We start from the raw sequence: 26237 nt of genomic DNA, 5'->3' as shown, positions 1-26237 counted from the left end.
GTTCACGCCGGTCCGCATGGCCAACCAGGGCGGCGATACGCTTTTCGCCAGCACTTATGCCGCGTTCGAGGACCTGCCGGGCGACGAGCAGGACTACTATGCGACGCTGCGGGTGGTCCACACGATGCAGGCGGCGCTGTTCCCGGCGATGCGCGACGTGACGCCCGAGGAATTCGCGGTGTGGTGCAGCTACCCGGTGGTGACGCATCCGCTGGTCTGGCGCCACAAGTCCGGGCGCAAGTCGCTGGTGCTGTCGACCTCGGCCTCGCATGTCGAAAACATGCATTTCGCCGAGAGCCATGACTTGCTCGAAGGCCTGCTCGACCACGCGCAGCGGATTGTTCCACGGCAGGATCACCGCGCCGGTAATCAGATCGATCTTCGACGTCCGCGCCGCGACATAGGACAGCATGCCGAACGGATCCGGGCAGGCCGCATAGTCGGTAAAGTGATGCTCGACCGGCCCGACATAATCGAACCCCATCGCCTCGGCCTCAACCGCCAGCTTGGTTTCGCGCAGGAAGAACTCGTGATCCGGCGTGCCATCGAGATTCTGGTAACCGAGGTGCATGCCGACGCGCATGAGGTGATCCTTTCCCGTGCAGCGAATCGCAGCGCGCGTTCGCCTTGCCGGGGCATAATGTCACCTGAACCGTTTCAATAGCAAGGGGGATTTATCGCCTTTCAACGCAAAGGGCCGGAGCGTCTCCGCCCCGGCCCTTTGTTTTTCCGCTTGTGAAGCGCTGGCTCAATAAACCCGCTTCTTCGGCTTGATGTATTCCACGTCATCCGTGAGCGTGAATTCGTGCACCGGGCGGTAGTCGATCTTGACCTCGCCGCCCTTGCCGCCCCAGCCGTTGAACCAGGCGGCGGTGTGCTTCATCCATTCGGCGTCGTGGCGATCGGGGAAGTCCTCGTGCGCGTGGGCGCCCCGCGATTCCTTGCGGTTCTGCGCGCCGTGGAGCGTAACGGTGGCCTGGCTGATCAGGTTGTCCAGTTCCAGCGTCTCGATCAGGTCCGAGTTCCAGATCAGCGAACGGTCGGTGACCTTGATGTCCTGCATCTTGGCATAGGTCGCGGCGAGCTTCTTCTTGCCTTCGACCATCAGTTCGTCGTTGCGGAACACGGCTGCGTGGAGGCTCATCGTGCGCTGCATCTCGTCGCGGATTTCCGCGGTCGAGGACGAACCCTTGGCATTGCGGAAGTGATCGAGGCGGCCCAGCGCGAGGTCAGCGCTGTCCTTGGGCAGTTCGTCGTGGGCCGACTGCGGCTTGATGAGCTGCTTGAGGCGGTGTCCGGCAGCGCGGCCAAAGACCACGAGATCGATCAGCGAGTTGGAGCCGAGGCGGTTGGCGCCGTGGACCGATACGCAGGCCGCTTCACCCACCGCGAACAGGCCGGGGACGGTGGTTTCGGGGTTGCCGTCAGCGCCGATGGTCATCACCTCGCCGTGATAGTTCGTCGGGATGCCGCCCATGTTGTAGTGGACGGTCGGCACCACGGGGAGCGGCTGGCGGGTCAGGTCGACGCCGGCAAAGATCTTGCCGCTTTCGGTAATGCCCGGCAGGCGTTCGCCCAGCACCTTGGGATCGATGTGATCGAGGTGCAGGAAGATGTGGTCCTTGTGCGGGCCGACGCCGCGGCCTTCGCGGATTTCCAGCGCCATCGAGCGCGAAACGACGTCACGGCTGGCAAGGTCCTTCGCCGAAGGAGCATAGCGCTCCATGAAGCGTTCGCCTTCGGAGTTGGTCAGGTAACCGCCCTCGCCGCGCGCGCCTTCGGTGATGAGCACGCCCGCGCCGTAGATGCCGGTCGGGTGGAACTGGACGAATTCCATGTCCTGCAGCGGCAGGCCAGCGCGCAGCACCATGCCGCCGCCGTCACCCGTGCAGGTGTGGGCCGAGGTCGCCGTGTAATAGCAGCGGCCGTAACCGCCGGTTGCCAGCACCACGGCATGGCTGCGGAAGCGGTGGATCGACCCATCGTCCATGCAGATGGCGATCACGCCCCGGCACTGGCCGTTTTCCATGATCAGGTCGATGGCGAAGTATTCGATGAAGAAGTCCGCGTCGTACTTCAGGCTCTGCTGGTAGAGCGCGTGGAGCATGGCGTGGCCGGTGCGGTCAGCCGCGGCGCAGGTGCGCTGCACTGGCGGGCCTTCACCCATGTTCTGCATGTGGCCGCCGAACGGACGCTGATAGATCGTGCCATCGGCGTTGCGGCTGAAGGGCACACCGGCGTGCTCCAGCTCGTAAACTGCCTCAGGCGCTTCACGCACCATGTATTCGATCGCGTCCTGATCGCCCAGCCAGTCCGACCCCTTGACGGTGTCGAACATGTGCCACGTCCAGTGATCGGGCGTGTTGTTCTGCAAGGACGCCGCGATGCCGCCCTGTGCCGCCACGGTGTGGCTGCGGGTGGGGAACACCTTGGTGATGCAGGCGGTTTTCAGTCCAGCCTCGGCGCTGCCCATCGTGGCGCGCAGGCCTGAACCGCCGGCACCGACGACCACGGTGTCATAGGTGTGGTCGATGATCTTGTAAGCTGGCGCGGTCATTATGCGGCTCCGAGAGCGATGCGGATGATAGAGAAGACCCCGAAGGCCGTCCCGCCGAAAGCGACGAGGTTCAGCGCAGCAAGGGCCGCGAACTTGTTGGCGTGATCATGGACGTAATCCTCGACCACGACCTGCAGGCCCAGCCGTGCGTGCCAGAACAGGCTGATCACCAGCAGGGCCACGGCGGTCGCCGGGATAGGCTGCGAAATCCAGTGACGCACGACCATGAAGCTGAGATCAGGCAACAACACGATTGCGGTGAGCAGGTAAGCGATCAGGATCAGGTTGCCCATCGCGGTGAAGCGTTGCAGCAGCCAGTGATGCGATCCCGAATGCGCCGAACCCAGTCCGCGCACGCTTCCGATGGAAGTTCCGTTACCCATTGTCGGTATCCCTTAGCGAAGCAGGATCAGTGCCCAGAACCCGGCGGTAAGCAGCAGGGCGAGCACAGGAAGAATTGCGGACGTGCGGTTATTGGTATCGAGCTCATAGCCCGCACCGATATCGAGCACGAAGTGGCGCAGGCCCGAAAGCAGGTGCTGGAACAGCGACCAGGTCAGCCCGATCACCACGATCTTCAACACCACGCGGATGAGCGAACGGATGATGTCCGAACCGCTCCACACCAGGCTGGAAAGATCGGCCCAGACCCACGACTGGAACACGGCATAGGCATCGGCGCCCGATGCCAGCGCGCCCAGCCACCACAGCAGCAGGCCGAGGCCAAAGGTGGCGAGCCCGCTGCCGGTAACGCGGTGCAGGATCGAAAGCAGCATCCCCGGCCCCCAGCGCCAGATCTGCAGATGCGGTGACATCGGACGGTTTGAGGCCTTGGCCATCGGGCGTGCTTCCCCTGTACTTGTCTGACTCGCGCGCGAGACGCGCCTTGCTGGCACCCCCTTAGCCAAAAAGGTCCAAGGTGCAAGCGGGTGCTGCGGGGATTGTGGGGGCGATGGCAGTTGCGGGGCCAGCAAGTCCGGACTATATTCGGTCCGAATTACGACTGGAGCCTTCGCCATGGGCGCACATGACCGCATCAAGCCGATCAGTTATTTGAAAGCCAACAGCGCCGAAATCATCCGCGAGCTTGGCGAAGGTGCCGCGCCGATGATCATTACGCAGAACGGCGAGGCGAAGGCCGTGTTGCAGGATGTCGGCAGTTATGAGGCGGCGCAGGAAACTCTCGCGCTACTCAAGGTGCTCGCACTCGGACAGGCGGAAATCGCACAGGGCCAGATCAGACCCGTTTCCGGCCTTGCGGACCGCATTCGCAAGGGCTGAAAATGCCTGACGCAATTCCGGTCCTCATCACACGCGGGGCCGAAGAAGACCTGCGCGCCATCTTTCGGCGCCGTCTCGCTCAGCGCGGCGCGGAAGGCGAAGACGGCGCGGAGCGGCTGCTGGCCGAACTGATCAGTGTAATCGAGGCGCTCGGCACCTATCCCCTGCGCGGCCCGGTGCCGCCAGAGCTGGAAGTGCTGGGCATTGCGACCTACCGCCAGATTTCGCTGCCGCCGTTTCGGGTGATCTACCTGCCCGCGACTGAAGGCGCGGAGCCGCGACTGACTGTGATGTTGGTCGCTGATGCACGAAGGGATTTCAGGGCACTGCTTGAGGAGCGGGTGTTGCGGTTGGGGTGATTTTCGCCTCTGTCCTACACGCCCAGAACCTGACATCCTCCCCGCATGATTCCATCCCAAAGGCCCGCTCCGTGAGCGTCGCCGCATCCGCATTACGCCTCCCGAAAGCCGCGCCCACAGCGCGGCTTTCGTGCGTCTGGGGCATCGCCTATGGAGAATTCCACGCGTGCACTTCGGGTGTGTTTCATCAACTTGCATTTCGCGCAATCGCCGGATCGACATGTAACCGCGCCCTTGCCCCCGCCCCCGGCTTGCGCCAAAACCGCGCCATGCCCGATCCCTCCACTACTGCCCTCGTCACCGGTTCCTCTCGCGGGATTGGGGCGGCGATTGCCGAGGCGCTGCGGAATCGCGGCGTGCGGGTTATCGGCCATTCGACGCGCATGGACGGTGAAGACATGATCGCCGCCGATTTCGCCGAGCCAGTCGCCCCGCAGATGCTGTGGGAAGAAGCGCTCGATATGGCGGGCGGGCACATCGACATCCTGATCAACAATGCCGGCCTGTTCGAGGCCAACCCGATCGACGTTTCAGACATCCAGTGGCTCGATTCGTGGGAAGATACGCTGCGCATCAACCTGACCAGCGCGGCGCAACTCACCCGTTTCGCGGTGAAGCACTGGCTGGCGGAGGACACCGGCGGGCGCGTGGTCCACATCGCCAGCCGCGCCGGGCACCGGGGGGATTCACCCGATCACTGGCACTATGCTGCAGCCAAGGGCGGGATGCTCGCCATGCACAAGACCATCGCCCGGCAATATGCGGCCGAAGGCATCATGAGCTATGCGATCACCCCCGGCTTTACCGATACGGCCATGGCGGGGGACTATCTCGCCAGCCGGGGCGGCAGCGGCATCCTTGCCGATATTCCGCTCGGCCGGGTCGCCGCACCCGAGGAAATCGCCGCTATTGCTGTGTTCTGCGCGCTCGATGCGCCCGAGAGCATGACCGGGGCGACACTTGATGCCAATGGAGCCAGTTATGTTCGGTAGACTTGTCCTTGCCGGGGCGCTCGCTGCCGCGCTCACCGCTCCTGCCCTCGCCCAACCTCTTCTGCCGCGACCGGGAGCAACCCGCAACATCGCCGCTGCCTGTGCGGGCAAGGACGGCTGGGCCGACCCCGCCCCGCCCGCACGGCTTTACGGGAACACCTGGTACGTCGGAACCTGCGGCATCACCTCGCTGTTGGTCGAAACGCAGGCGGGCCTCGTCCTGCTTGATGGCGGCGTGCCCGAAGCCGCGCCGCTGGTGCTGGAGAATATCCGCAAGCTGGGCTTTTCGCTGCGGCTGGTGAGGTGGATCCTCGTCAGCCATGAGCATTGGGACCATGCTGGCGCGGTCGCCGCGATCCAGCGGGCCACCGGCGCGAAAGTCATTGCCGGTCCCTATCAGTTCAATGCGCTGGTCAGCGGCAAGCACTCGCCCGAAGATCCGCAGGCAGACTTGCTGGCGAAGAACCCGATGCAGCCGGCGGCAGTTAGTTTCGCCGTGCGGGACCGGGGTCGCCATACCGTCGGCGGAGTGAGCTTCACCGCCTATGCCACCCCTGCCCATTCGCCCGGATCGACGAGCTGGACCTGGCGGACATGCGAAGGCGCGGTGTGCCGCACGATCGCCTATGCTGACAGCGCATCGACCATTTCGGCGGACGGATACCGCTTCACCGATCATCCCAAGCGGATCGGCGAAGTCCGTTCCGGCCTGTCGGCCATCGGCTCGCTGCCGTGCGACATCATCGTCACCCCGCACCCGTCAGCCAGCGACCTGTTCCCGCGCATGTCGGGGGCCAAACAGCTGGTCCAGTTCGGCGCTTGCCGCTCCTATGCCGACGCCGCCGGCAAGCGCTTTGACGCGCGACTGGCTTCTGAAAAACTTGTGGTACCCGTAAAGAAATGAGCTGGAAAATCACCACCTTCGCCCCTCGTCCCGTGATCGAGGGGGCCCTGCTCGCGCATGAGGATGCGTGGGACTGGGACGCCGACATCGTCATTTCGGGCAGCGAGATTGCCGAGGACAAGCCCGATGACTGGCAGCTAGAGGCCTGGCTGTCGGGCAAGCCGGGCAAGGCGGAAAAGGCGGCGATTGCCTCGCTGTTTGCGGACGGCGCGCCGAAGTTTGCCATCGAGAAACTGCCCGATGTCGACTGGCTGACCTCCAGCCAGCAGGGGCTCGAGCCGATCCGCGCCGGCGCGTTCCATGTCCATACGCCCGAGCACCCGGCCATCACCGAGCCGGGCCTGCGCGACTATTGCATACCCGCCAGTCAGGCATTTGGGACTGGCCAGCACGCCACTACCGCCGGCTGCCTTGCCATGCTGACTCACATGAAGCGCCAAGGACTGGTGATCCGCAATCTGGCGGATATTGGCACCGGCACGGGCCTGCTCGCCTTTGCCGGGCTGCACTTGTGGCCGCGCGCGCTGGCGACGGCGAGCGACATCGATCAGGTCTGCATCGACGTTGTCCAGGACAATGCTGCAGCCAACGGCGTGCCGATGGGCGGCGGGGCCGGCGAAGTGACGATGCTCGCCGCTGACGGGATGGACCACCCATTGCTCGAAGCGCGCGGGCCCTATGATCTGGTGATCGCCAACATCCTCGCCGGACCATTGATCGGCATGGCGCCCGACTTCGCCAAGGCGCTGGTTCCGGGCGGACACCTGCTGCTCGCCGGCCTGCTCGAAACGCAGGAAGCGCAAGTCCGCCGCGCGTGCCGCAGGGCGGGGATGCGTCTGGCGGCAAGGCTGGTCAACGGTGACTGGTCGATCCTGTGGCTGCGCAGGCGCGCCGTGCGGTAAGGCAGAAGGGAGGATCGGTCGCCCTGACGGCGAGGAAACAATTCGTAACTTTTGTGTGACAATGTCCATGCGTGCTTGCCCGTAAACCCACGGCGCCCGCAATGCAGGGCCAGCGAAAGGCGAACCGCCTTTACCTTGGCGTACCCGCGGCGCTGTCCCTGCCGCACCAGCAGATGCGCTGCGTGCTTGGCGATATATCGGCCATCGGCGCACATCTGAAGGTGGACGGCTCGGTCGCCAAGGGAGCGACTGCGCGGCTCGATTTCCACGAGCTGCACTTGTTCGGAACCGTGGTCTGGGTGCGCGGCAACGAATGCGGCGTCCGCTTCTACACCCCGGTCGATCCGGAGGACATGCAAGGCATGCTGTGGATCACCCAGAACCGCGATGCTTATGAAAAGCTGACCCGCAACGCCCACGCCTCCGAATGGTCGCAAGGCATCTGGGAATAAGATTCAATCCGAGGCGCTGCGGGCCTCGAACTGGTCCGAGAAACTGTGAGTTCCCAGCGCCACGCGCTGCATGATCCGCAGACCGTCGGCAGGATCGGCAACCTTCGGGCGGGCGTGCTGCAGGGTTCGGTTGTCCCAGATCAGGAAGTCGCCCGGTTGCCAGACGTGATCATAGCGGCGCTCGGCGGCATAGAGGGCGGAGAAAATACGGGCGAGCAACGGGGCGCTTTCCTCGCGGCTGAAGCCCTCGATTTCGCGGACATTGTTCTCGGAAACAAACAGAACCGGCCTACCGGTGCGAGGGTGCACCATGCGCGCCTGGTGCCATGAGTGGAGGTGCTGAAAGGTCTCCGAAACTGTGCTCTCGTCGAGAAATTCGTGCTTCACCCGCCGGTCAGCCATAAGGTCCTTCAGATCCTGATCCAGTGCATCCCAGGCCAGCCCTGTGCTGATGAAGCTTGTTTCGGTCGGGGTGTCCGGCAGCACGGTGGGATGCAGGCTGAGGCCAAGGAATGGCACCGGCATGAAGCTGATATCGGAATGGAATTTAAGCTCATTGCGCCCCACCGTGTCCCGGTTGTCGAGATAGGTCCACGGTTTTCCATCTGCCCCGATATTCGCGCCGACCGGCCCGAACCACGATGCAATTTCGGCATGGCGCTCGCCGGGGAGGACGCCGCAGTCAGTGAGGATCAGAAGATGGTGTTCGTCAAAGGCCGCACGCAGCGCAGCGACCTCATCCGCCGATCCGCCGGTCAGCGCATCGAAGCCAGAAATGCGAGCACCAAAGCCTATGCCAAACGGGGTAATATCCATGAGATGCAGACTGCGCTGCACGCACCGCCAGTCAACCCCTAGACCGCCGCCCGGACGATCTCCGCCCAAGCGGCTTCGTCGATCACCTCGATGCCGAGCGCCGCAGCCTGCTTTAGCTTGGAGCCAGCTCCCGGCCCGGCGACAACAAGGTCGGTCTTGGCGCTGACCGATCCTGCCGCCTTGGCTCCCAGCCGTTCGGCCTGGGCCTTGGCCTCGTCGCGGCTCATAGTTTCGAGCTTGCCGGTAAAGACAACCGTCTTGCCCGATACTTCGCTCGCCTTCGTCTCGACCACAAAGGGCGGCGGCGAGACTTCGGATAGCAGGTCATCCCACACCGCAAGATTGTGCGTTTCGTGGAAGAAATCCCCCAGCGCCTCGATCACGGCAGGCCCGATCCCGTCGATGGAAGAAATCTCCGCAAGCGCATCGGCATCGCCGCCATGCGCTTTTTGCGAGGTTTCACGCAGCGCCGGCAGAATGGCAAAGCGCTTCAACAGGTCGCGCGCGGTCACCGCACCGACATGGCGAATACCAAGGCCGAACAGCAACCGCGCCGCATCTGGCTCACGCTTCGCCTCGATCGCGGCGAGCAGGTTATCGACCGACTTTTCCTTCCAGCCTTCGCGCTCAAGGATGGCATCACGGCGGCGGCGCAGGCGGAAGATATCTGCCGGGCTTTCCAGCCAGCCGAGCGCAAAGAACTCGTCGATGGTCTTCTCGCCCAGCCCTTCGATATCGAGCGCTGCGCGGCTGACGAAATGCTTGAGCCGTTCCGTCCGCTGCGCCGGGCATATCAGCCCGCCGGTGCAGCGCACGTCAACCTCGCCTTCCTCGGCAACCGCCTCGCTGTCGCATTCGGGACAGTGATCGGGGAAGGCAAAAGGGGTACGGACGTCCTCACGAGTCAGGTTCTCGACCACTTGCGGAATGACGTCGCCGGCGCGCTGGAGGACGACCCGATCCCCTACCCGTAGGCCAAGCCGGCCGATCTCATCGCGGTTGTGCAGCGTGACGTTCTGCACAACGACCCCGCCAACAGTCACTGGTTTGAGCCGTCCGACCGGCGTCAGTTTACCGGTCCGGCCGACCTGAATGTCGATCGATTCCAGCGTTGTCTCGGCGCGTTCGGCTGGAAACTTGTGCGCCATACCCCAGCGCGGTGCCTTGGCCACAAAGCCCAGGCGCCCCTGCCAGTCGAGCCGGTCCACCTTGTAGACCACGCCGTCTATGTCATACGGCAGGTCCGCCCGGGCCTTTTCGATGCTGCGGTAATGTTGCAGCATCTGTGCAGCATTTTCGCAGCGGGTCAGTAGCGGTGAAACCGGTACGCCCCATTCTGCGATACGATGCATAATCGTGAACTGGCTATCTGCTGGTACGTCGCTCGCTGCGCCCCAGCCGTGGGCAAGGAACCGCAAAGGTCGGCTGGCAGTGACGCGCGCATCTTTCTGTCGAAGCGACCCCGCCGCCGCATTGCGAGGGTTGGCGAAAAGCTTCCCGCCGGAAACATCCTGCGCCGCGTTCAGGGCAACGAAGTCCGACTTGGCCATGTAAACCTCGCCACGCACCTCAAAGACAGCCGGTACGGCGCCGATGAGTTGCTGCGGAATGTCTGCGATCATCGCGACATTGGCAGTCACGTCCTCGCCCACCTGCCCGTCACCGCGCGTGGCAGCACGCACCAGCTTGCCGCCTTCATAGCGCAGCGAACAGGACAGGCCATCGATCTTGTCCTCGGCGGTCATGGCCAATTCGGTGCCGTCGGGAAGATTCAGGAAGCGCCGCACCCGCGCAACAAATTCCTCAACCTCCTCATCCGAGAACGCATTGTCGAGACTCATCATGCGAACTTCATGAGCCACTTTCGACAGCGGCGAGGCGGCAACGTCATGGCCGACCAGCTTGCTTGGGCTGTCATCCCGAACAAGGTGCGGGAACGCGGCTTCAAGCTCGGCATTGCGCCGCACCAGTGCATCGTAGTCCGCGTCGGAAATCTCCGGCGCATCCTCGGCGTGATACCGGCGGTTATGATGCGCGATGGCCTTGGCCAGGCGCATCAGTTCATTGGCGGCTTCGGTTTCGGAGGTCGGCATCACACTCCCTCCAGCAAACGATCCGCCTGCGCTCTCGCCTCTGGTGTGACCTCGGCCCCTGAGAGCATGCGTGCGATTTCTTCCTGTCGGCCCGCCTGATCGAGCAAGCCAACCGAAGTGCGCGTCACCGTGCCTTCGCTCGACTTGGCGATGACGTAATGGGTCTTGCCGCGCGCCGCGACTTGCGGCGAATGCGTGACGGCGAGCAACTGCCCTCCTGCCGCCAACCGCGCCAAGCGATCGCCGATTGCGCTGGCAACCGCGCCGCCGACGCCGCGGTCGATCTCGTCGAAGATCACCGTCGCGGCGCCGCCTTCTTCTGCCAGGGCAACCTTCAGCGCGAGGATGAAACGCGAAAGTTCGCCGCCTGAGGCGATCTTGCCGAGCGGGGCGAAATCAGCGCCGGGATTGGTGGCGATAAGGAATTCGACCGCATCCATGCCGCCCGGTCCCCAGCGATCTTCGGGCAGACGCAAAATCTGCGTCTTGAACCGCGCCGCATCGAGCTTGAGCGGTGCAAGTTCGGCCGCAACCGCCTTGTCCAGCCGCTGTGACGCCTCATAGCGGGTGATCGACAGCGTTTCCGCAAGGGCTTGATAATGGAGCCCGGATTCGTGGGCGCGCGCCTCAAGTTCGCCGAGTTCCGCCTCGCCGCCCTCGATGGCATCCAGCGTGGCGCGCATGTCGCGCGCCTTGGCCGGCAGGTCATCGACCTGGCAATTGTGCTTGCGGGCCGCAGCGCGCAGTTCGAACAGCCGCGTCTCGATTCGGTCGAGCATGGCGGGGTCATGGGTGAGCGCCTCAGCGGCGCGGTTAAGCCGATCTTCGGCCTCGCTCGCTTCGATTACTGCACGGTCCAGCGCGGCTAGCGCTTCGGCGAGCAGCGGATGTTCGGTGGCGATGCGATCCAGCCGCCGCGCTGCGCCGCGAAGGGAGGCGAGCGCGGAATCGGAACCGGCCCACAAGTGCTGCAGTTCACCAAGGTCACCGGAAAGGCGCTCACCTTTTTGCATGGTCGCGCGCGCCTCGGCCAGTTCGGCCTCCTCGCCTTCTTCCGGCGACAGCGTGGTCAGTTCGGCGAGGAATGACAACAGCAGGTCGCGATCAGTGCTCGCCTGTTCGATGGAAGCGCGGGCCTGTGCCAGCGCGTCTTCCGCCAGCCGCCATGCCCGCCACGCTGCTTCGACGCCAGCAACATCACCGCGGGCATAGCGATCCAGCAGTGCGCGGTGACCGCGCGCATTGACCAGTCCGCGATCATCGTGCTGGCCATGAAGTTCAACCAGCGAGGCGGAGATTTCGCGCAGCAATGCCACGCCCACCGGCTGGTCGTTGATCGAAGCTTTTGATCCGCCATCGGCCTTGACCTGCCGCTTTATGACCAGCGCTTCTCCGGGCTCGATCTCGATATCCGCATCACCCAGCACGGCGGCGACGGCGGGCGGCAATGCGCTGAATTCGAAGCTTGCAGCCACGCTCGCCTTGTCTTCGCCGGCACGCACCAGTCCGGAATCGGCACGGTCGCCCAGCACCAGGCCCAAGGCATCAAGCAGGATCGATTTGCCCGCCCCGGTTTCCCCCGTGAGCACACCAAGCCCGCGAGAGAAATCAAGATCCAGCGCCTCGATCAGCACGATGTTACGGATGGAAAGCCGGGTAAGCATGGACGCCCAATTGCCAGAACAAAACGGGTTCTAGCGGCAAATTGTCCGCCCCGCAAAGGCAACCGCGCAATTCTCCCCGCAAGTCCTGTGTTTGGCGCTACAATATCAACAAGAAGGGGGTCAGCGCTGCCGCTGCCCCCCTTCCCGCACTCGCCTTTCGGCAACCGATCAGAACGAGAACTTGATAGTGCCGCCCCAGGTACGCTGATCGCCCGCGGTGCCCGCGATGAGTCCGGTATTGCCGGGGGCTACCTGCAGAAGGTCGATGTACTCGACGTCGAAGGCATTGCGCACCCAGCCGAACACATCGAAGCCATCGCCGCGGAAACCGGCGCGGAAGTTGGTCAGCGCATAGCCTTCGACCTTGGTATAGATCGACGGTGAGGCATTCGAGTTCCAGTCCGAGCGGTAATTGCCATCAACGCCAAGATAGACCTGACCTTCTTTGCCAAGCAGGTTCGCGGGCTGGTTGAGCTCTGCCCCATAGGAGAAGGCGAACTTCGACACACCGGGCAATTGCTGACCCGAAATGTCGCACGAACGCGGGCTGAGCGATCCGGGAACCCCGGCCGGCCCGGGAGCCTGGCTGCCGTCTGCCGCCACGAATGTACCGCCGGAAAGCTCAGGCGGGCACGGCGCATTGCTGAACTTTACGTACTTCGCATCGGTATAGGCCGCGTTGGCATAGGCGGTGAACCGGTCGCTCGGCCGGATCTTGAAGTCCGCTTCGATACCGGCGGACCGGACCTTCTCGGCATTGGCGAGATAGCCGCGCACCGTGCCGAACTGGCCGCCGTTCACTGTTGCCTGAAAGTCCCGGATCTCCGTCAGGAAGGCGGAGAGGTTGAAGGTTGCGCGGCGATCCCAGAACTGGGTCTTGATTCCCACTTCAAAGTGATTGACCGATTCCGGCTTCACCGTGCTGGCGGTCAGATCGGGCACGTTCGCCGTGGTCAGCGGCAGGCCGTTCTGGTTGATGCCCAGCGTCTTGAAGCTCTTGGCATAGGTCGCATAGGCCAGAACATCGGGCACAACCTTGTAGTTCAGATTGATGTCATAGCTGAAGTTCCACTTGCTCGCTGTGGGCGAAGTGGTCTGCGGCTGGTAGACACCGCATTGCGCGGCGAGCGCCGTGCCCGCTGCCGGAGCAGGCGAGCAACTGATGACCGTGCCTGCACCTGTCGTGACGACGCGCTGATAGAAGCCTTCCTTCTTGTCATAGTTCAGGCGCAGGCCCGGCTGGATCGTCAGGGCATCGGTCAGCTTGTAGCTGGCCTGACCGTAAAGCGCTGCGCTGTCGCTCTTCAGGTACTGCGTGTTATTGGCCGTCAGCCCCGAAAGGATGCTCGGATCGGCAGCCTGAGCGCCAGTCAGGCTCCAGCGGCTGGCGTCGGAGCCTTGCCGTTCGAGGCCCTGGGTATCGATCCGCTGCTTGAAGCCGAACAGGCCGACCACGAAATCGAGTTTGTCACCTTCGTAGTTGTAGCGGAATTCCTGGCTATACTGGTCCTGCTGCGATGGGTTGTTTGATGCCGAGACGATCGACAGGCCCGAGAAGTCGCGGTCGTTCTGCGGCTTCCAGTCCCAGAAGCGCCAGGCGCTGATCGAGGTGAAGGTGCCCGCACCAACATTCCACTTCACCCGCGCCGAAGCGCCGCCGATGATATTGCCGGCCTGCAGCGGGGCGTCGATGTCGGTCAGGCGATCATAGACGTTCCTGCTGGGCACAGCGTAATTTCTCCCCGGAGTCGCCGCGTTGACCGCAGCAACAAGGGCATCATACTGCCGGCTGAGCGCGCGCTGTGTCGGCCCGACACGAACGAATGAGGTGCCGCAGCAATAGGCGTCCTGCCGGCTGTAATCACCGGAAAGCGTGATGCTGAGATCATCGTTCGGCTTGAACAGCAACTGGCCGCGCAGGCCGATATTGTCCTGCTCGTTGATCCAGCGCTTGGTCGTCACGTTATAGATCGTGCCGCGCCGGCTGGTCGAGGAAATGGCGAGACGCGCAGCAACCGTTTCCGACAGCGGACCGGAAATGGCCGCCTTGGCCTGCTTGTAATCAAGGTTGCCAAGGGTCAGTTCGGCCCGGCCTTCGAACTCGAACGTCGGCTGGTTGGTGGTGATGTTGATCGCGCCCGCCGTGGTGTTCTTGCCGTAAAGTGAACCTTGTGGTCCGCGCAGCACTTCGACTTGCTGGACGTCAAGGAAGTCAAAAGTCGCCGCCGCAACGCGCGAATTGTAGACATCGTCGACATAGATCCCGACGCCTTGCTCAAAGCCGTCGCTGGTCAGCCCGAACGGCACGCCCAGCCCGCGAATGTTGACCGAGGTGTTGCGCGGGTTGGAGGTGTAGACCTGCAGTGTCGGGGCAAGCTGCGGCAGCTTGGTGACATTGAAGTTGCCGGTCGATTCAATCGAATCGCCGCGGATCACCGATATGGCGAGCGGGACAGCCTGCGCTGTTTCCTGCCGGCGGCGCGCGGTGACGATGATAACATCGCCGCGGCTGGGATTATCGTCTTCAGTCTGTGCGGCTTGCCCCGTGCCGTCGCCCTCGGCGCCAGCAGCAACGGGAGCGATTGTCGAGGTGGTTTGAGCAAAGGCGGGCGCTGCCCAAAGCGCGCCGAGTGAAGTCGCGGCCAACAGGCCGCTGCGGACGAACGAATGCATTTCCAATCCTTTGGTAAGGGAATGGATGCATCCGGCGGTCCGGTCTGCATCAGGGGGATAGCTGGTCACGGCCTGATGAAAGCCGCCCAGCCGGGGAGAGTGTGTCAGGAGAAGCGGCGACGCTCGGTCACGTCGAGCTGGACGACCCGGCCATCATGGACGGTCAGCTCGATTGCCCCGTAGCGCAGCCTGGATACGGCTTCGGCAACGGCATCCAGCGCCGTTGTACCACTGCCTGGGCTGTGAGCCGGACCTTTGCTGCGATCATCACGGTTCGAATCCATCGCGTGCCTCCTATGCTCGCGATGATAACTCTACTGATTGACTAGACAATAGGAGATTCGCTTGTCGTCGATGAAGCGAAACTTCTTTGCGACGAAGATTGCTACACCCTCACGCGGGCGTTGGTTCTTCCGGAAAGGGCGGCTCGACCACGATCTCGTCAGCAAGCGTTACCTTGTCGAGCATGGCGGCCATTTCGTCCCGCAAGGTCAGCATCAATCCGCGCAAGCGGCACTCCGCTTCGGGCAGGCAGTTCTGGCAATGCTCATAGGCATTGCGCGCTGCACATGGAACGAGGGCCAGACTTCCGCGCGTCAGACGAATGATATCGCCGTACCGGACATCAACCGGAGCCAGAGCCAGTTCATACCCGCCATCCCGGCCCCGGTGCGAGATTACCAGTCCTTCGCGCACCATTTCCGAGAGGATCACGGTGAGGAACTTGCGCGGGATATTCTGCGTTTCCGCTATCACATCCAGCCGCACCGGACCCTGTTGCCAAGTGTCCGACAAGTGTTGGAGCGCACGGATCGTGTAACGGGTCTTTTGCGAAAGCATGGCCTCACAAAACGCCCGAATATCCTACATGTCAACCGGAGGAGTAGAAACTCCCCGCTGGCACAAATCAGCTGGCGACAGTGCCGGCTGCGTGCTTCTGCATCAGCTTGTAGGCGCGGTCGTACCATTCGCTGCCGGGATAGTTCGCACCCAGCACGGCGGCAGCCTTTTGCGCCTCGCCCGGCAGGCCGAGCACGAGGTTGGTTTCCACAATGCGGAACAGTGCCTCGGGCGTGTGCGAGGTGGTCTGATACTTGTCGATCACTTCACGGAAGCGCAGCTGCGCGGCGAGCCACTTGCCCGACCGCTCGTAAAAACGGCCGATTTCCATTTCCTTGCCGGCAAGGTGATCCTTGACGAGGTCAAGCTTGAGCTGGGCATCGACGGCATAGCGCGTCGCCGGGAAACGGCGGACAACTTCGTTCATCGCGTCGAGCGCCTGAGTCGTCGCCTTCTGGTCGCGCGTCACGTCGCTGATCTGCTCGTAATAGCACAGCGCGATCAGGTAATAGGCGTAAGGCGCGTCCTTGTTGCCCGGGTGGATCGACAGGAAGCGCTGCGCCGCCTGGATCGACTTGGCGTAATCGCGGCCCGCGTAATAGGAAAACGCGCTCATCAACTGGGCCCGGCGCGCCCAGGGCGAGTACGGATGCTGGCGCTCAACCTCGTCAAACAGCACTGCCGCAACCTTGCTGTCACCGCGATCGAGCTGGTCCTTCGCCGCCGCATAGAGCGTTTCCACATCGCGGGCGACATAAGCCGTATCGCGATTCTTGCGGGTCCCCCCGCAGCCGGAAGTGAGCAGCACGCCGCCAGCGGCGAGTGCGAGAACAGCGAGCTTGATCGGCGATTGCTTGAACATGGCCGGGTCTATAGCCACCACGCGCCTGAACGCCAAGTGAAAGCGAAAGCCTTTTTCCCCCGGCCAGTTGCGCGAAATGCAAGTTGATGAAACACACCCGCAAACCATTTCCATAACGCGCCCTAGGGGGAGCCCCAGATGCACGAAAGCCGCGCTGGCGGCGCGGCTTTCGGGAAAGGCTGTGCGGATCGCGGCCCGGCTCATGGCGAGGGCCTGTGATAACAGGTCATGGCGCGCATTCTGACAGGTGCCGGCGATGTAGGAAACCGCTTTCGCGCCCCCGCCCCCTCACCACTTGCCGCCGATATCCTCGATAGCCTTGAGCAACGCGCGCTTGGACTGCGTGCGGTTCTTGCCAGAGTTGCGGGGAAGCTCGGGATTGCCGAGTTCGGCGCGGCGCTTGGCAAGGCGTGCGGCAAGATCGGCCATCTTGATGACCGGCTCTTCTGCCTCAACCCGTGATGTCTTCGACGCCATAATCGCCCATGCTCTCTTCGCGGATGCGGCGTTCCAAATATACCAAATCGGCATCAGGGTGAAGCGCCAAGAGCAACCGCGCCTGTTCCCCGCGATCCGGCGCGGTGCCCGATGCGAATTGCCCCATGCGGTCGGCAATCAGATCTTCAACGCAGATCACGCGAAACAGCGCCGTTTCCCCGAGAGGTTCGACCAGCCGGATATGCGCCGCGTCCACATTGCCATCCATCGGCGTGTCAGCGACGACTTCGAACCCCAGCTTGAGTTCGGGATGAATCCAGCCCTTCAGCATCTGGCCCCGACCCGAAGGGCGCACAAAGCCGAAATTCTGCATTTCCTCTTCCAGAATATCCTGCCGGAACGTGCAGAGGTCAAAGTCCCCCGTGCTGATCGCCGAAAGCGACCAGAACTCCGCCGCCGCCCCACCAACAAGGATCGGCCGCTGAAACCCGCGCCGATGCATGGCCTCGCTGACCTGCGCATAGAGGCGCAGCGCGGCCTCGAATTCAGGGCGGTAGGTAGTTGGTGGCGGCATGGGCGGAAGTTAGCGGGTGGTGTTGGTGTGGCAAGGCGTGATTTAACTGAATTTATTCAATAGCCTAATTTTTTGAGGACCCAGTCTACTTCCCATGCGATCTGACGCATTGTTAGCCAATGCGCATTTATAAGTGGGACATTTGGCGTCGACGAGCTTAAGACCAAATCTGCGGAAAACGTGTGGTGCCTTTTATTTGATTTGAAATCTATGTACTCAAGACCTTTATTGTCTTTATCTACGTGCCCTCCGCCATCTTGCGACCTTAGCCGAAAGACAAGTTCTTTTCTCGACAAATCTCTGCCGTGAGAATTTGTAAAAACCGCTTGCTCCCACCAATGGCGGAAATGCAACTCAGTGAGAAAATGCGTATCGCTTAAAGCGGGCACATAACAGACTATCTCACCACCCTCCTTCCACAGTCTGAGCAAGGGGGGCCCGCCGTAAAATGTATTCCCCTTTGGACGCATCCCAGTGTCAGGGAATTTATGCACATTGCGGAGATTTAAACTTCTCAGAAGTGATCTTTGGTGCCTAGATTCATCACACAATATGTAGATGACAGAAGCTAATCTCTCGGCTTCTTCGAGGGCCCCTTCATCAAAGTGTTTAGCTGACCTCCTAAAGTTCAAAATCTGGCGAAGAAGAGCCTCCTCAAGTTCTTCTTTTGACTTCGTCTGCTTTGTTTCCATGCGGATTTCGCTAGCCTCGAATCATTACTCTAAGAATTTATCCTGACACGGGAGGCCTTAGTTCTCCAGCAGCGATCTTGCTCACCACCCCCACCGTCCCCACGTTATCCCCTCCTCCCGCTTGACCCCCGCCGACCAACACAGAATACCTTCCCGCCGAAGAGGGGAAGCCGCACGCATGGTCCAGCAATCCGCACCGCCAGCCAGACCAATCGCCGCGAACCGCCGCGTGCTGGCTGCCGCGATGATCGGGTCGACGATCGAGTATTATGACTTCTTCATATTCGGCACCGCCGCGGCGCTGGTGTTCGGGCCGATGTTCTTTCCGGCGCAGGATCCGGCGGCGCAGACGCTGTTTTCGCTGATGACCTTTGGCCTCGCCTTTGTCGCGCGGCCTATGGGAGCGGTGTTGTTCGGGCATTTCGGTGACCGGGTGGGCCGCAAGGTCACGCTGGTCTGCGCGCTGTTGCTGATGGGCGTTTCGACCACGGCCATCGCCTTTCTGCCGAGTTATGCGCAGGTCGGCTGGATCGCTCCGGCCCTGCTTTGCCTGCTGCGGTTCGGACAGGGGCTGGGCATTGGCGGCGAGTGGGGCGGCGCGGCCTTGCTGGCGGTGGAGAATGCCCCGCCGGGTTGGCGCGCGCGCTTTGGTGCGGCGCCGCAGCTGGGTGCGCCGATCGGGTTGGTCATGGCCAACGGGCTGTTCCTCCTGCTCGGCGCGCTGCTGTCAAAAGAGGACTTCATGGGCTGGGGCTGGCGGCTGCCGTTCCTGCTGTCCTCGGCGCTGGTCGTGCTCGGCCTCTGGGTGCGGCTGCGGATTTCGGAGACGCCGGAGTTTCAGGCGGCGATGGCGAAGAGCCACCCGGCCTCAGTCCCGCTCGCCACGCTGTTTGCCGAGCGCCCCCGCGCGCTGATCTGGGGCAGCGCCGGGGCCGTGGCGACCTTTGCAGCGTTCTATATGTCCACATCCTTCGCGCTGACGCTGGCGACGACGCAGTTCGGTTATGACCGGCAGTCGTTCCTGAGCATCCAGTTGATCGCGCCGTTCTTTTATGCCGCCGGCATCCTTGCCGGAGCGAGCAAGGCGGACCGCACCAGCCCCGGCGTACCGGTGGCGCGCGGGGCGCTGCTGCTGGCGGTCTGCGGCCTTGCCTATGGCCCGGCGCTGTCGCTGGGTTCACTGCCCTTTGCCGGCGTGGTGCTGTGCATCACGATGCTGGTGCTCGGCTACAACAACGGCACGCTGGGGCCGTGGCTCGCCACCCTGTTCCCGGTGCGGCTGCGCTATACCGGCACGGGCCTCACCTTCAATTTCGGCGGCATGATCGGCGGCGCGCTGCTGCCGCTGGTGGCGGCGCAGATCATCGCCGCCGGCTATCCCAACTGGACCGGATCGCTGCTGGTGCTGGGCGGCATTGCCACCTGGCTCGGCGTGCAGATGGCCCGGCCCGTATCTCCCAACGAGGACCTTACACGTGACGAACACCCCATCGGAATTTGAAGAGCTGCTGGCGACCACGCGCTATCTGAAGGACCGGCAGGACATCCTTGACGTGATCATGCGGGAATCGCGCGGGCGTGACCGGCAGGACGTGGACCTGATCGCCGCCTGCTGGTGGCCCGATGGCATCGACGAGCACGGCCCGATCATCGCCAAGGCGCCCGACTATCCCGCGCGAGCCAATGCCGGCCACGCGCGGTTCTTTTCCGCGACGATGCACAACATCACCACCCACACCTGCGAGATCGACGGCACTACTGCGCATAGCGAGACCTATGTAATCGGCACGATGCTCTCGCCCGACAAGCAGGAGATGAAGGTCGCTCCGGGGCGCTATTTCGACCGGCTGGAGAAGCGTGATGGCGAATGGCGCATCCTTTACCGCCGCTGCACGGTGGAAATGTCGATGGATGGCTCGGCCGCATGGGTGAACGGCCCGATGTGCAAGGGCTTCCTGCGCTCGGTGTGGAGCAAGGAAGACAAGAGCTATCAGCGGCCGATCGAAGTGGGCGATGATGGGGAGCGGTGGTGAGGTAAGGCACTACCCCTCCCCACTCCGTCATCCTGAACTTGTTTCAGGATCCATTTCGCCCAGCCCGCAGGTCACCATTTTGGTGCCCGGCGGCGCGGTTGCGCGCTTGACGACGCTTCGGCTTCAGCGGCCCGATGGATTCTGAAACGGGTTCAGGATGACGATTGATTTGACGTTATGCGCAACCTCCGCCTCAGCCCAGCACGAACGCGCTGCGCCCCAGCGGTGCCCCCGCAACCGGAGCGCGGGTGCGGTAGAGGGCGGAGTTCTGCTCGGTGATCGGCGCGCCCTCGGCCAGCTTCTGCGCGTCCGCCGGATCGACGATGGTGACATAGAGGTCGCACATGTCCGGCCCGCCAAACCGCACATTGGTGCAGGCCGGGCCGGGCAGAGCGAGCCGCGCCACTTCGCGCCCCGTTCCATCAAGGCACAGCAGGTCGCTGCTCGAAAAGCCGCTGATCCAGGCGTTGCCTTCGACATCGAGCGCCATGCCGTCGCAGTCGGGCTTGTCCAGCAGGGTGCGCATATCGCCCAGCGCGAAGTCCGGTCCGATAGGAAAGGCGCGGACGGCGACGAAGCTCTCGTTGAACAGCAGCGAGGTGCCGGCGGCATCGATGGTCAGGCCATTGGCGAAGACCAGCCCTTCCTTGATGATCCGCTGCGTGCCGTCGGCCGCGAGATGGCGGATGGACGAGGGACCGGGCTTCTCGCCCCTCAGGATCGCCGGCAGGTCGATGGTGCCGAAGACGATGCCGCCCTGCCCGTCCGAGCGCATTTCGTTGACACCATCCAGGCCCGAAACCAGCGTGCCCTGCGCGCCGGTTTGCGGGTTCACCCAGTCGATTCCGCCCCCGCCGGCCACCAGCAGCGCGCCGTCAGAGTTCATCAGCAGGCCGCCGATCATCGTCCGATCAGGCAGGACGGTCTGTCCGGTGGTCAGGTTATGGACCCCGCCGCGCGTGACGTCGGTGAACCACACGTCCTCGCCCTCGACCAGCAGGCCTTCGAGGTAAAACCCGCGCGTCAGTTCGGTAAAATCAGGCAAGGGCGGGTTCCTTCATCTCGTTGAGTTCGGCACGAGGGCGCGGCAGGCTGGCGAGGAGCAGGCTGGACAGGCCAATCATCACCAGTGTGGACATCAGGAACGGGTCATAGCTCGTCCACACGTCGAACACGCGCGAGGCGGCGAGCGGTCCGAACGCCGTGCCGACCGACAATGCGGCGAGGATGCCGCCATAGAGCCCGCCGAAGTTCCTCAGCCCGAAATAGCGGGTGGTAAGATAGACCAGCACGTCAACTTCCGCCCCCAGCGTGAAGCCGATAAACGCTGCGGCCAGCGCCACGCTCAGCCCGCTCCCCCCGCCGAACAGCAGGATCGCGCAGGCTATGCCGGGAAACAGGAACGCCACCGCGCCGACCAGCGAGGCGCGCAGGCGGTCAAGCATGAAGCCCGTCACGATGCGCCCGGGGATCGAGAACCAGCCGATCAGCGAGGCCAGCCCCGCTGCCTCCAGCGCGGTGAAGCCATAGCCCTTGAGGATCAGCGGGAAGTGGACGTTGAGGCCGATCATGGCAAAGGTGAACAGCAGCGCGACGATCAGCAGGCGCAGGAAGATCGTGGTCTTCAGGCCGTCCATCAGCGACATGCCGGGGAGCAAGGGGGCGGTCTTGCCCTCGGCAGCGGCAGCGGCAATCGCCTTCTTGTCGTCTTGCGCGCCCCGGAACAGGAAGATCACGATCGGCCAGGCGACAGCGAGCCAGATCAGCGCCTCGATCCGCATGGCATCGCGCCAGCCATAGGCCTGGATCAGTTCGGTGCCGAGGAACGGGAAGACGATCAGCGCCACCGATGCACCGCACAGCGTTACCGCCAGCGCAATCCCGCGCGAGGCGTGAAAGCGGGATGCCACGGCGCTGGTCCAGATTGTCGCCTGAATCGGCAGCGAGGCGAGCGACATGACGATCCAGATCACGTACCAGTTGGCCATGTCGCCGGTCGCGTTCGACAGGTTGGCGAAGGCGGCGCAGGTCAGCACCACGCCGATGATCGCCATCTTGCGCGGGCCAAAGCGGTCAACCGCCATGCCGATGGGGATCGCGCAAAGCGCCTGGAAAACGGTCGAGAGCGTGAGGCCGACGGTGGTCGCCGTGCGCGTCCAGCCGAACTCCTTCGAGATCGGCTCGATAAACACGCCGAGCCCGTAGATGTGGATCACGCAGGTCGCGTAACCCAGTGCCGCCGCTATTGGCAGCAAGCCGTATCGCCGCCATTCATCGAGTGCGCCGTCCCTGTTGCCGCTCATGAAATCTCCCAGTCGGTAAAGTGTGTCAGGCGAAGGCCTCTTCGCCTTCAAGTTTGGTGCGGTGCATCAGCCGGTCGCTGTCCACCGCATACCAGGTGGCGCGGTGCATGGTGCCGGTATTGTCCCAGATCACCGTGTCACCCATCTCCCACTTGTGGCGATAGGTGAACTGCGGACTGGTCGCCCAGTCGCGCAAGCGGATCATCAGGTCCTCGCTGTCCGAGACGTCCATGCCGACCACCTGCTGCGCGGTATTGCCGAGGACGAGGCTCTTGCGGCCCGACTGGTGAGTCCAGACCAGCGGCAGCGTGTTTTCCCCGCACGATTTCCATTGCTGCAACTTGGCATAGCTGGGTTCGGGATCGTGATAGAGCTGCGAGCGCCACAGCGAGTGGATCACTTGTCGGCCCTCGCACCTGGCCTTGAGATCATCCGGAAGATCATCCCACGCGGCATAGGTATTGCAGAATTCGGTGTCGCCGCCTTCTGCCGCCAGCCGCCGGGCGGAGAGGATCGAGGCGCGGATCGGCACTTGCGCCATGGTGCCGTCGATGTGCCAGAAAAACGCGCCCTTCAGGTAATCGGCATTGGGGTTGATCGCCGTGTCCATGGTGATCGGATAGACGTGGTCCTCGCCCTCCTGCCCCGCTCGCTGCTCGCTCTTTTCGTGGGCGAAAGTGCCGAGAGTCTTGGTGAATTCGATCTGCTCGGCATCGCTGAGACCCGCCCCGCGAAACACCAGCACGCCGCGCTGTTCCAGCAGGTCGCGGATTTCGCCGGCGCGCACTCCCGAAAGCAGAGTCGCCTTGTCCGCCCGGATCAGGCTGCCGATCTTCGGCGCGGTGTCGCAAACCTCCCACATGCCCACTCTCCATCAGGTGCGCCCTCTGCGCGGCGCTGCGGCCGGGACTATGGCAGCGCCGCAAGGCCGGTCAAGACGCCGCAACGATGCCTGAGGGTGCAACAGGCTTGCCATTAGTAGCATGGCTTATTATCGGCATACATCGAATGGCCCAGCTGCTTTATCCCTCGCCTGCGCGCAAGGCGTTCATCACTGCGTCGGTGATGATCACGACCCTGATTGTCACCATCGACATGACAATCACCGTGGTCGCCGTGCCCAAGATGATGGCCGATCTGCAAGCCGGGCCAGACCAGATCGCCTGGGTGCTGACCTCCTACCTGATAGCCAGCGCGGTCATGATGCCGCTGTCGTCCTGGCTGGCGAGCAAGTTTGGTCGCAAGCGGGTGATGATGATTTCGGTCACGTTGTTTACCCTCGCCTCGCTCGTCTGCGGATCGGCGCGGTCGATCGAGTTGATGGTGCTGGCCCGCATAGTCCAGGGGCTTGGCGGGGCCGGCCTGATCCCGCTGGGGCAAGCCACCTTGCTCGACATCAACCCGCCCGAAAAGCAGCCGACCGCCATGGCGTATGCCGGGCTTGGCGCCATGGTCGGGCCTTTGCTCGGGCCGACGCTGGGCGGCTGGTTGACCGACAACTATTCGTGGCACTGGGTGTTTCTGATCAACCTGCCGATCGGCATCGCGGCATTGATCGGGATGCTGTCCCACATCGAGGTGCTCGACGAAAAGCTGCCCCGGTTCGACTGGATTGGCTTCCTGACGATCACGCTTTTCGTCGGCGGCTTCCAGCTGATCCTTGACCGCGGAGAGCAGGTCGACTGGTTCGACAGCGCCGAGATATGCATCGAAGCAGGGATAGTCGCGCTCTCGTTCTACCTGCTCATGGTCCACATGTTCACGCGGCGCGACACCTTCCTGCGGGCCGACCTGTTCAAGGATCGCAACTTCGCCATCGGCACGCTGGTTTCCACCGTGGTCGGCATGGTCATCTTTGCCTCCAGCCCGATGCTGGTGATGTATACCGAGAACCTCCTCGGCTATTCCGCCTTCAAGTTCGGCCTGCTCAACATGCCGCGCGCAATCGGCACGATCGTCGGCCTGCTGATCGTCACGCGCATCATGCGGCTGATCGATGCCCGGCTGCTGCTGCTGGTCGGCATGAGCATGTCGGTGCTTTCGCTGTTCATGTTCTCCGGCCTCAACCTCCAGACGGACGAAATGCCGATCATGATCGCCGGGGCCTTTCAGGGCTTTTCCGGCGGCATGCTGATTTCGCCGCTATCGGCGCTGGCCTTTGCCACCCTGAACCCCGCCTATCGCAACGAAGGCGCGGCGATGTTCGCGCTGGTGCGCAACCTGGGCCAGTCGATGGGCATATCCGCGCTGACGCTGATTTCGGTTCAGCAGACGGCGCAAGTATCCGCGCGGCTGGTCGAGGGTGTGCGGCCCGACAATCCGATGCTGGAATGGGCGCGGCCGGGGATGGACTTTGGTGATCCCGCCATGCTCTCGCGGACAGCCGGGGAGATCTGGCGGCAGGCCACGATGGTGGCGACGATCGATGCTTTCTGGCTGTCGTGCCTTGTTGCGCTGGCGACGATCCCGGTGATCTTCCTGATGAAAAAGCAGAAACTGGGGCAATCGGCACCTGCCCCCAGCGTGGATCACTGAAGGCGTCGAAAGCGGCTGAAGCGGCCTGCGAAAAAATGAATCGTCATCCCGGCGCAAGCCGGGACCCAGCGAAGAAAATAATGCCGTCGCAAGGCGACGTCGCTTGTCTGTTATGTCTGGGTCCCGGCCTTCGCCGGGATGACGCGCAACTTCTTGTGCAAGCCCCTCTACCTGCTCAGGATTGCCAGGGCTCCTCGCCCTCCAGCTTGGTGCGGTGCATCATGCGGCCGCAATCGGGATCGTACCATTCGGCGCGGTGCACCGTGCCGGTGTTGTCCCAGATCACCATGTCGCCAGCGGTCCATTCGTGGCTGTAAGTGAACGCTTCCGAGGTTGCCCAATCGCGCAGGCCGTGGAGGATCAGCGCGGATTCCGAAGGGCTTTTGCCGACGACTGACTGCGCGGTATTGCCCAGCACCAGGCTCTTGCGGCCCGACTGGTGCTTCCACACCAGCGGCAATTCGTTTTCGCCAATGCGCATATAGCCCTTGAGCTTTTCAAGGCTCGGCTCGGGTTCGTGGTAGAACACGGTCGCCCACGGTGCGTGGAGCACCTTGAGATCGTCGTAAGCCGCCTTGTCCTCATCGGACAATCCCTCGTAGGCGGCATAGCAGTTGGCAAAACCCGTGTTGCCGGTGCCCTTGGGGCTCGGCTGCTTGCACGACAGCAACGAGGCGAGGATCGGCACGTCGTTGCGCGTGCCGTCGATGTGCCAATAGAGCGAACCCTTGAGGTATTCCGCGCTCTCGCCGGCTTCTTCGGGATCAAGCGTGATCTTGCTGATCACCTCGTCGCCGCCGGCGCGCTCGGGGGCGAACTTGCCCAGCGTCTTGGTGAAGGCGATCTGTTCTTCATCGGTGAAATTGATCTGCGGGAAGACCAGCACGCCGCGCTGTTCCAGCAGGTCGCGGATTTCAGCCGAGATCTTGCCGGTCAGCAGCTCTTCCTTGCTGTTGAGCACGCGGGTGCCGATCTTCGGCTTGATCGCTTCGGCGCGAAGGCTGACATCTGCGGCGGTTGCCATGGGTGAAACTCCATTGGTGTTGGTTGGAAAGGCCATCAGGCCTTGGTGATTTCCCAGGCCTCACCGCCCTTGATGATCGTGCGGTGCATCATGCGCGCGGCGGGATCATAGGGCGTCGCCTTGTGCAGCGAGGTGCGGTTGTCCCACATCACCGTATCGCCAACGGTCCAGACATGGCGATAGGTATAAGGCTCACCAGTGGCGAATTCGCGCAGGCCGTGCAGCAGCCGCTGGCTGGCCTTC

27 protein-coding genes and 2 pseudogenes are annotated in these 26237 nt (G+C 63.1%); 10 read left to right on the top strand and 19 right to left on the bottom strand.

All coding sequences use genetic code 11. The annotated features are described in order from the left end of the window. Nucleotides 1-16: 16 nt before the first annotated feature. Nucleotides 17-280, top strand: a pseudogene (locus RMO89_RS08075) (TauD/TfdA dioxygenase family protein); the annotation flags it as partial. Nucleotides 281-373: 93 nt separating this feature from the next. On the opposite strand, the pseudogene RMO89_RS08070 reads toward RMO89_RS08075, so the two are convergent. The 4 genes and pseudogenes from RMO89_RS08070 to sdhC form a co-directional block, all read right to left on the bottom strand. Further along, nucleotides 374-571 (bottom strand): annotated as a pseudogene (locus tag RMO89_RS08070) (LLM class flavin-dependent oxidoreductase); the annotation flags it as partial. 177 nt (nucleotides 572-748) lie between these two features. Beyond that, nucleotides 749-2557 carry a succinate dehydrogenase flavoprotein subunit gene (sdhA, locus tag RMO89_RS08065; protein ID WP_310532387.1) on the bottom strand — a complete coding sequence of 603 codons (1809 nt, stop codon included), beginning with the start codon at nucleotides 2555-2557 and terminating at the stop codon, nucleotides 749-751. After that, a complete protein-coding gene (gene sdhD / locus RMO89_RS08060) occupies nucleotides 2557-2940 on the bottom strand; it encodes a succinate dehydrogenase, hydrophobic membrane anchor protein (protein WP_310532386.1) in 384 nt (127 codons plus the stop codon). The genes sdhA and sdhD overlap by 1 nt, the downstream gene beginning before the upstream one ends. A gap of 12 nt (nucleotides 2941-2952) precedes the next feature. After that, a complete protein-coding gene (sdhC, locus tag RMO89_RS08055; RefSeq protein WP_310532385.1) occupies nucleotides 2953-3396 on the bottom strand; it encodes a succinate dehydrogenase, cytochrome b556 subunit in 444 nt (147 codons plus the stop codon). Between the two features lie 178 nt (nucleotides 3397-3574). Between sdhC and RMO89_RS08050 the strand changes: the two genes are divergently transcribed. The 6 genes from RMO89_RS08050 to RMO89_RS08025 all read left to right on the top strand — a co-directional run bounded on the left by RMO89_RS08050 (nucleotide 3575) and on the right by RMO89_RS08025 (nucleotide 7447). Continuing rightward, nucleotides 3575-3838, top strand: coding sequence for a type II toxin-antitoxin system Phd/YefM family antitoxin (locus RMO89_RS08050; protein WP_310532384.1), 264 nt, complete (start codon nucleotides 3575-3577; stop codon nucleotides 3836-3838). 2 nt (nucleotides 3839-3840) lie between these two features. Continuing rightward, entirely contained in the window at nucleotides 3841-4197 is a 357-nt protein-coding gene (locus tag RMO89_RS08045; RefSeq protein ID WP_310532383.1) for a type II toxin-antitoxin system RelE/ParE family toxin, read from the top strand. Between the two features lie 269 nt (nucleotides 4198-4466). Next, on the top strand, nucleotides 4467-5189 hold the full coding sequence (locus tag RMO89_RS08040) for an SDR family oxidoreductase (RefSeq protein ID WP_310532382.1): 723 nt from the start codon (nucleotides 4467-4469) through the stop codon (nucleotides 5187-5189). Then, nucleotides 5179-6093, top strand: coding sequence for a subclass B3 metallo-beta-lactamase (bla, locus tag RMO89_RS08035; RefSeq protein WP_310532381.1), 915 nt, complete (start codon nucleotides 5179-5181; stop codon nucleotides 6091-6093). The genes RMO89_RS08040 and bla overlap by 11 nt, the downstream gene beginning before the upstream one ends. Next, nucleotides 6090-6995: a 50S ribosomal protein L11 methyltransferase gene (locus RMO89_RS08030; protein WP_310532380.1), complete on the top strand. Its 906-nt coding sequence runs from the start codon at nucleotides 6090-6092 to the stop codon at nucleotides 6993-6995. The genes bla and RMO89_RS08030 overlap by 4 nt, the downstream gene beginning before the upstream one ends. A gap of 101 nt (nucleotides 6996-7096) precedes the next feature. Continuing rightward, a complete protein-coding gene (locus tag RMO89_RS08025; protein WP_310532379.1) occupies nucleotides 7097-7447 on the top strand; it encodes a PilZ domain-containing protein in 351 nt (116 codons plus the stop codon). A 3-nt stretch (nucleotides 7448-7450) separates the two neighbouring features. On the opposite strand, the gene RMO89_RS08020 is transcribed toward RMO89_RS08025, so the two are convergent. The 10 genes from RMO89_RS08020 to RMO89_RS07975 form a co-directional block, all read right to left on the bottom strand. Then, on the bottom strand, nucleotides 7451-8263 hold the full coding sequence (locus tag RMO89_RS08020; protein WP_310532378.1) for a TauD/TfdA family dioxygenase: 813 nt from the start codon (nucleotides 8261-8263) through the stop codon (nucleotides 7451-7453). A 38-nt stretch (nucleotides 8264-8301) separates the two neighbouring features. Beyond that, nucleotides 8302-10356 carry an NAD-dependent DNA ligase LigA gene (ligA, locus tag RMO89_RS08015; protein ID WP_310532377.1) on the bottom strand — a complete coding sequence of 685 codons (2055 nt, stop codon included), beginning with the start codon at nucleotides 10354-10356 and terminating at the stop codon, nucleotides 8302-8304. Next, on the bottom strand, nucleotides 10356-12020 hold the full coding sequence (gene recN, locus RMO89_RS08010) for a DNA repair protein RecN (protein WP_310532376.1): 1665 nt from the start codon (nucleotides 12018-12020) through the stop codon (nucleotides 10356-10358). Before recN ends, ligA begins: the two co-directional genes overlap by 1 nt. A 168-nt stretch (nucleotides 12021-12188) precedes the next feature. Beyond that, on the bottom strand, nucleotides 12189-14693 hold the full coding sequence (locus RMO89_RS08005; protein WP_310532375.1) for a TonB-dependent receptor: 2505 nt from the start codon (nucleotides 14691-14693) through the stop codon (nucleotides 12189-12191). A 104-nt stretch (nucleotides 14694-14797) separates the two neighbouring features. Then, nucleotides 14798-14977, bottom strand: a complete 180-nt coding sequence (locus tag RMO89_RS08000) for a YezD family protein (protein WP_310532373.1) — start codon at nucleotides 14975-14977, stop codon at nucleotides 14798-14800. 109 nt (nucleotides 14978-15086) lie between these two features. After that, complete coding sequence (locus RMO89_RS07995) at nucleotides 15087-15533, bottom strand: Rrf2 family transcriptional regulator (protein ID WP_310532371.1); 447 nt, start codon at nucleotides 15531-15533, stop codon at nucleotides 15087-15089. A 67-nt stretch (nucleotides 15534-15600) separates the two neighbouring features. Beyond that, nucleotides 15601-16395, bottom strand: coding sequence for an outer membrane protein assembly factor BamD (locus RMO89_RS07990; RefSeq protein WP_310532369.1), 795 nt, complete (start codon nucleotides 16393-16395; stop codon nucleotides 15601-15603). Between the two features lie 288 nt (nucleotides 16396-16683). Then, on the bottom strand, nucleotides 16684-16872 hold the full coding sequence (locus tag RMO89_RS07985; RefSeq protein WP_310532368.1) for a hypothetical protein: 189 nt from the start codon (nucleotides 16870-16872) through the stop codon (nucleotides 16684-16686). Further along, a complete protein-coding gene (locus tag RMO89_RS07980; RefSeq protein WP_310532366.1) occupies nucleotides 16847-17407 on the bottom strand; it encodes a hypothetical protein in 561 nt (186 codons plus the stop codon). The genes RMO89_RS07985 and RMO89_RS07980 overlap by 26 nt, the downstream gene beginning before the upstream one ends. Nucleotides 17408-17463: 56 nt before the next feature. Further along, nucleotides 17464-18099, bottom strand: coding sequence for a hypothetical protein (locus RMO89_RS07975; protein ID WP_310532364.1), 636 nt, complete (start codon nucleotides 18097-18099; stop codon nucleotides 17464-17466). A 178-nt stretch (nucleotides 18100-18277) separates the two neighbouring features. On the opposite strand from RMO89_RS07975, the gene RMO89_RS07970 reads away from it, so the two are divergent. Next, entirely contained in the window at nucleotides 18278-19600 is a 1323-nt protein-coding gene (locus tag RMO89_RS07970) for an MFS transporter (RefSeq protein ID WP_310532363.1), read from the top strand. Next, nucleotides 19575-20132, top strand: coding sequence for a nuclear transport factor 2 family protein (locus RMO89_RS07965; RefSeq protein ID WP_310532362.1), 558 nt, complete (start codon nucleotides 19575-19577; stop codon nucleotides 20130-20132). Before RMO89_RS07970 ends, RMO89_RS07965 begins: the two co-directional genes overlap by 26 nt. Nucleotides 20133-20325: 193 nt before the next feature. On the opposite strand, the gene RMO89_RS07960 is transcribed toward RMO89_RS07965, so the two are convergent. Genes RMO89_RS07960 through RMO89_RS07950 form a run of 3 tightly spaced genes read right to left on the bottom strand, consistent with a single transcriptional unit; the run spans nucleotide 20326 to nucleotide 23297 of the window. Further along, entirely contained in the window at nucleotides 20326-21177 is an 852-nt protein-coding gene (locus tag RMO89_RS07960; protein ID WP_310532360.1) for an SMP-30/gluconolactonase/LRE family protein, read from the bottom strand. Beyond that, complete coding sequence (locus RMO89_RS07955) at nucleotides 21170-22435, bottom strand: MFS transporter (RefSeq protein ID WP_310532359.1); 1266 nt, start codon at nucleotides 22433-22435, stop codon at nucleotides 21170-21172. Before RMO89_RS07955 ends, RMO89_RS07960 begins: the two co-directional genes overlap by 8 nt. A gap of 25 nt (nucleotides 22436-22460) precedes the next feature. Next, on the bottom strand, nucleotides 22461-23297 hold the full coding sequence (locus RMO89_RS07950; protein ID WP_310532358.1) for a TauD/TfdA family dioxygenase: 837 nt from the start codon (nucleotides 23295-23297) through the stop codon (nucleotides 22461-22463). 146 nt (nucleotides 23298-23443) lie between these two features. Between RMO89_RS07950 and RMO89_RS07945 the strand changes: the two genes are divergently transcribed. Continuing rightward, the gene (locus RMO89_RS07945; RefSeq protein WP_310532357.1) at nucleotides 23444-24970 is read left to right on the top strand and encodes an MDR family MFS transporter; all 1527 of its coding nucleotides are present in this window, start codon (nucleotides 23444-23446) and stop codon (nucleotides 24968-24970) included. Between the two features lie 175 nt (nucleotides 24971-25145). Here the strand turns inward: RMO89_RS07945 and RMO89_RS07940 are convergent, their stop codons facing one another. Then, the gene (locus RMO89_RS07940; protein WP_310532356.1) at nucleotides 25146-25994 is read right to left on the bottom strand and encodes a TauD/TfdA family dioxygenase; all 849 of its coding nucleotides are present in this window, start codon (nucleotides 25992-25994) and stop codon (nucleotides 25146-25148) included. Nucleotides 25995-26029: 35 nt separating this feature from the next. Beyond that, nucleotides 26030-26237: TauD/TfdA family dioxygenase (locus RMO89_RS07935; protein WP_310532355.1), on the bottom strand; the 208-nt coding region annotated here is incomplete at its 5' end.

Origin of the sequence: Novosphingobium sp., from assembly GCF_031424035.1 — a bacterium.
In the GTDB taxonomy this organism is placed as follows: domain Bacteria; phylum Pseudomonadota; class Alphaproteobacteria; order Sphingomonadales; family Sphingomonadaceae; genus Novosphingobium.
The sequence above is the reverse complement of the archived record's forward strand: the minus strand, read 5'-3'. Positions and strand labels throughout refer to the sequence as shown.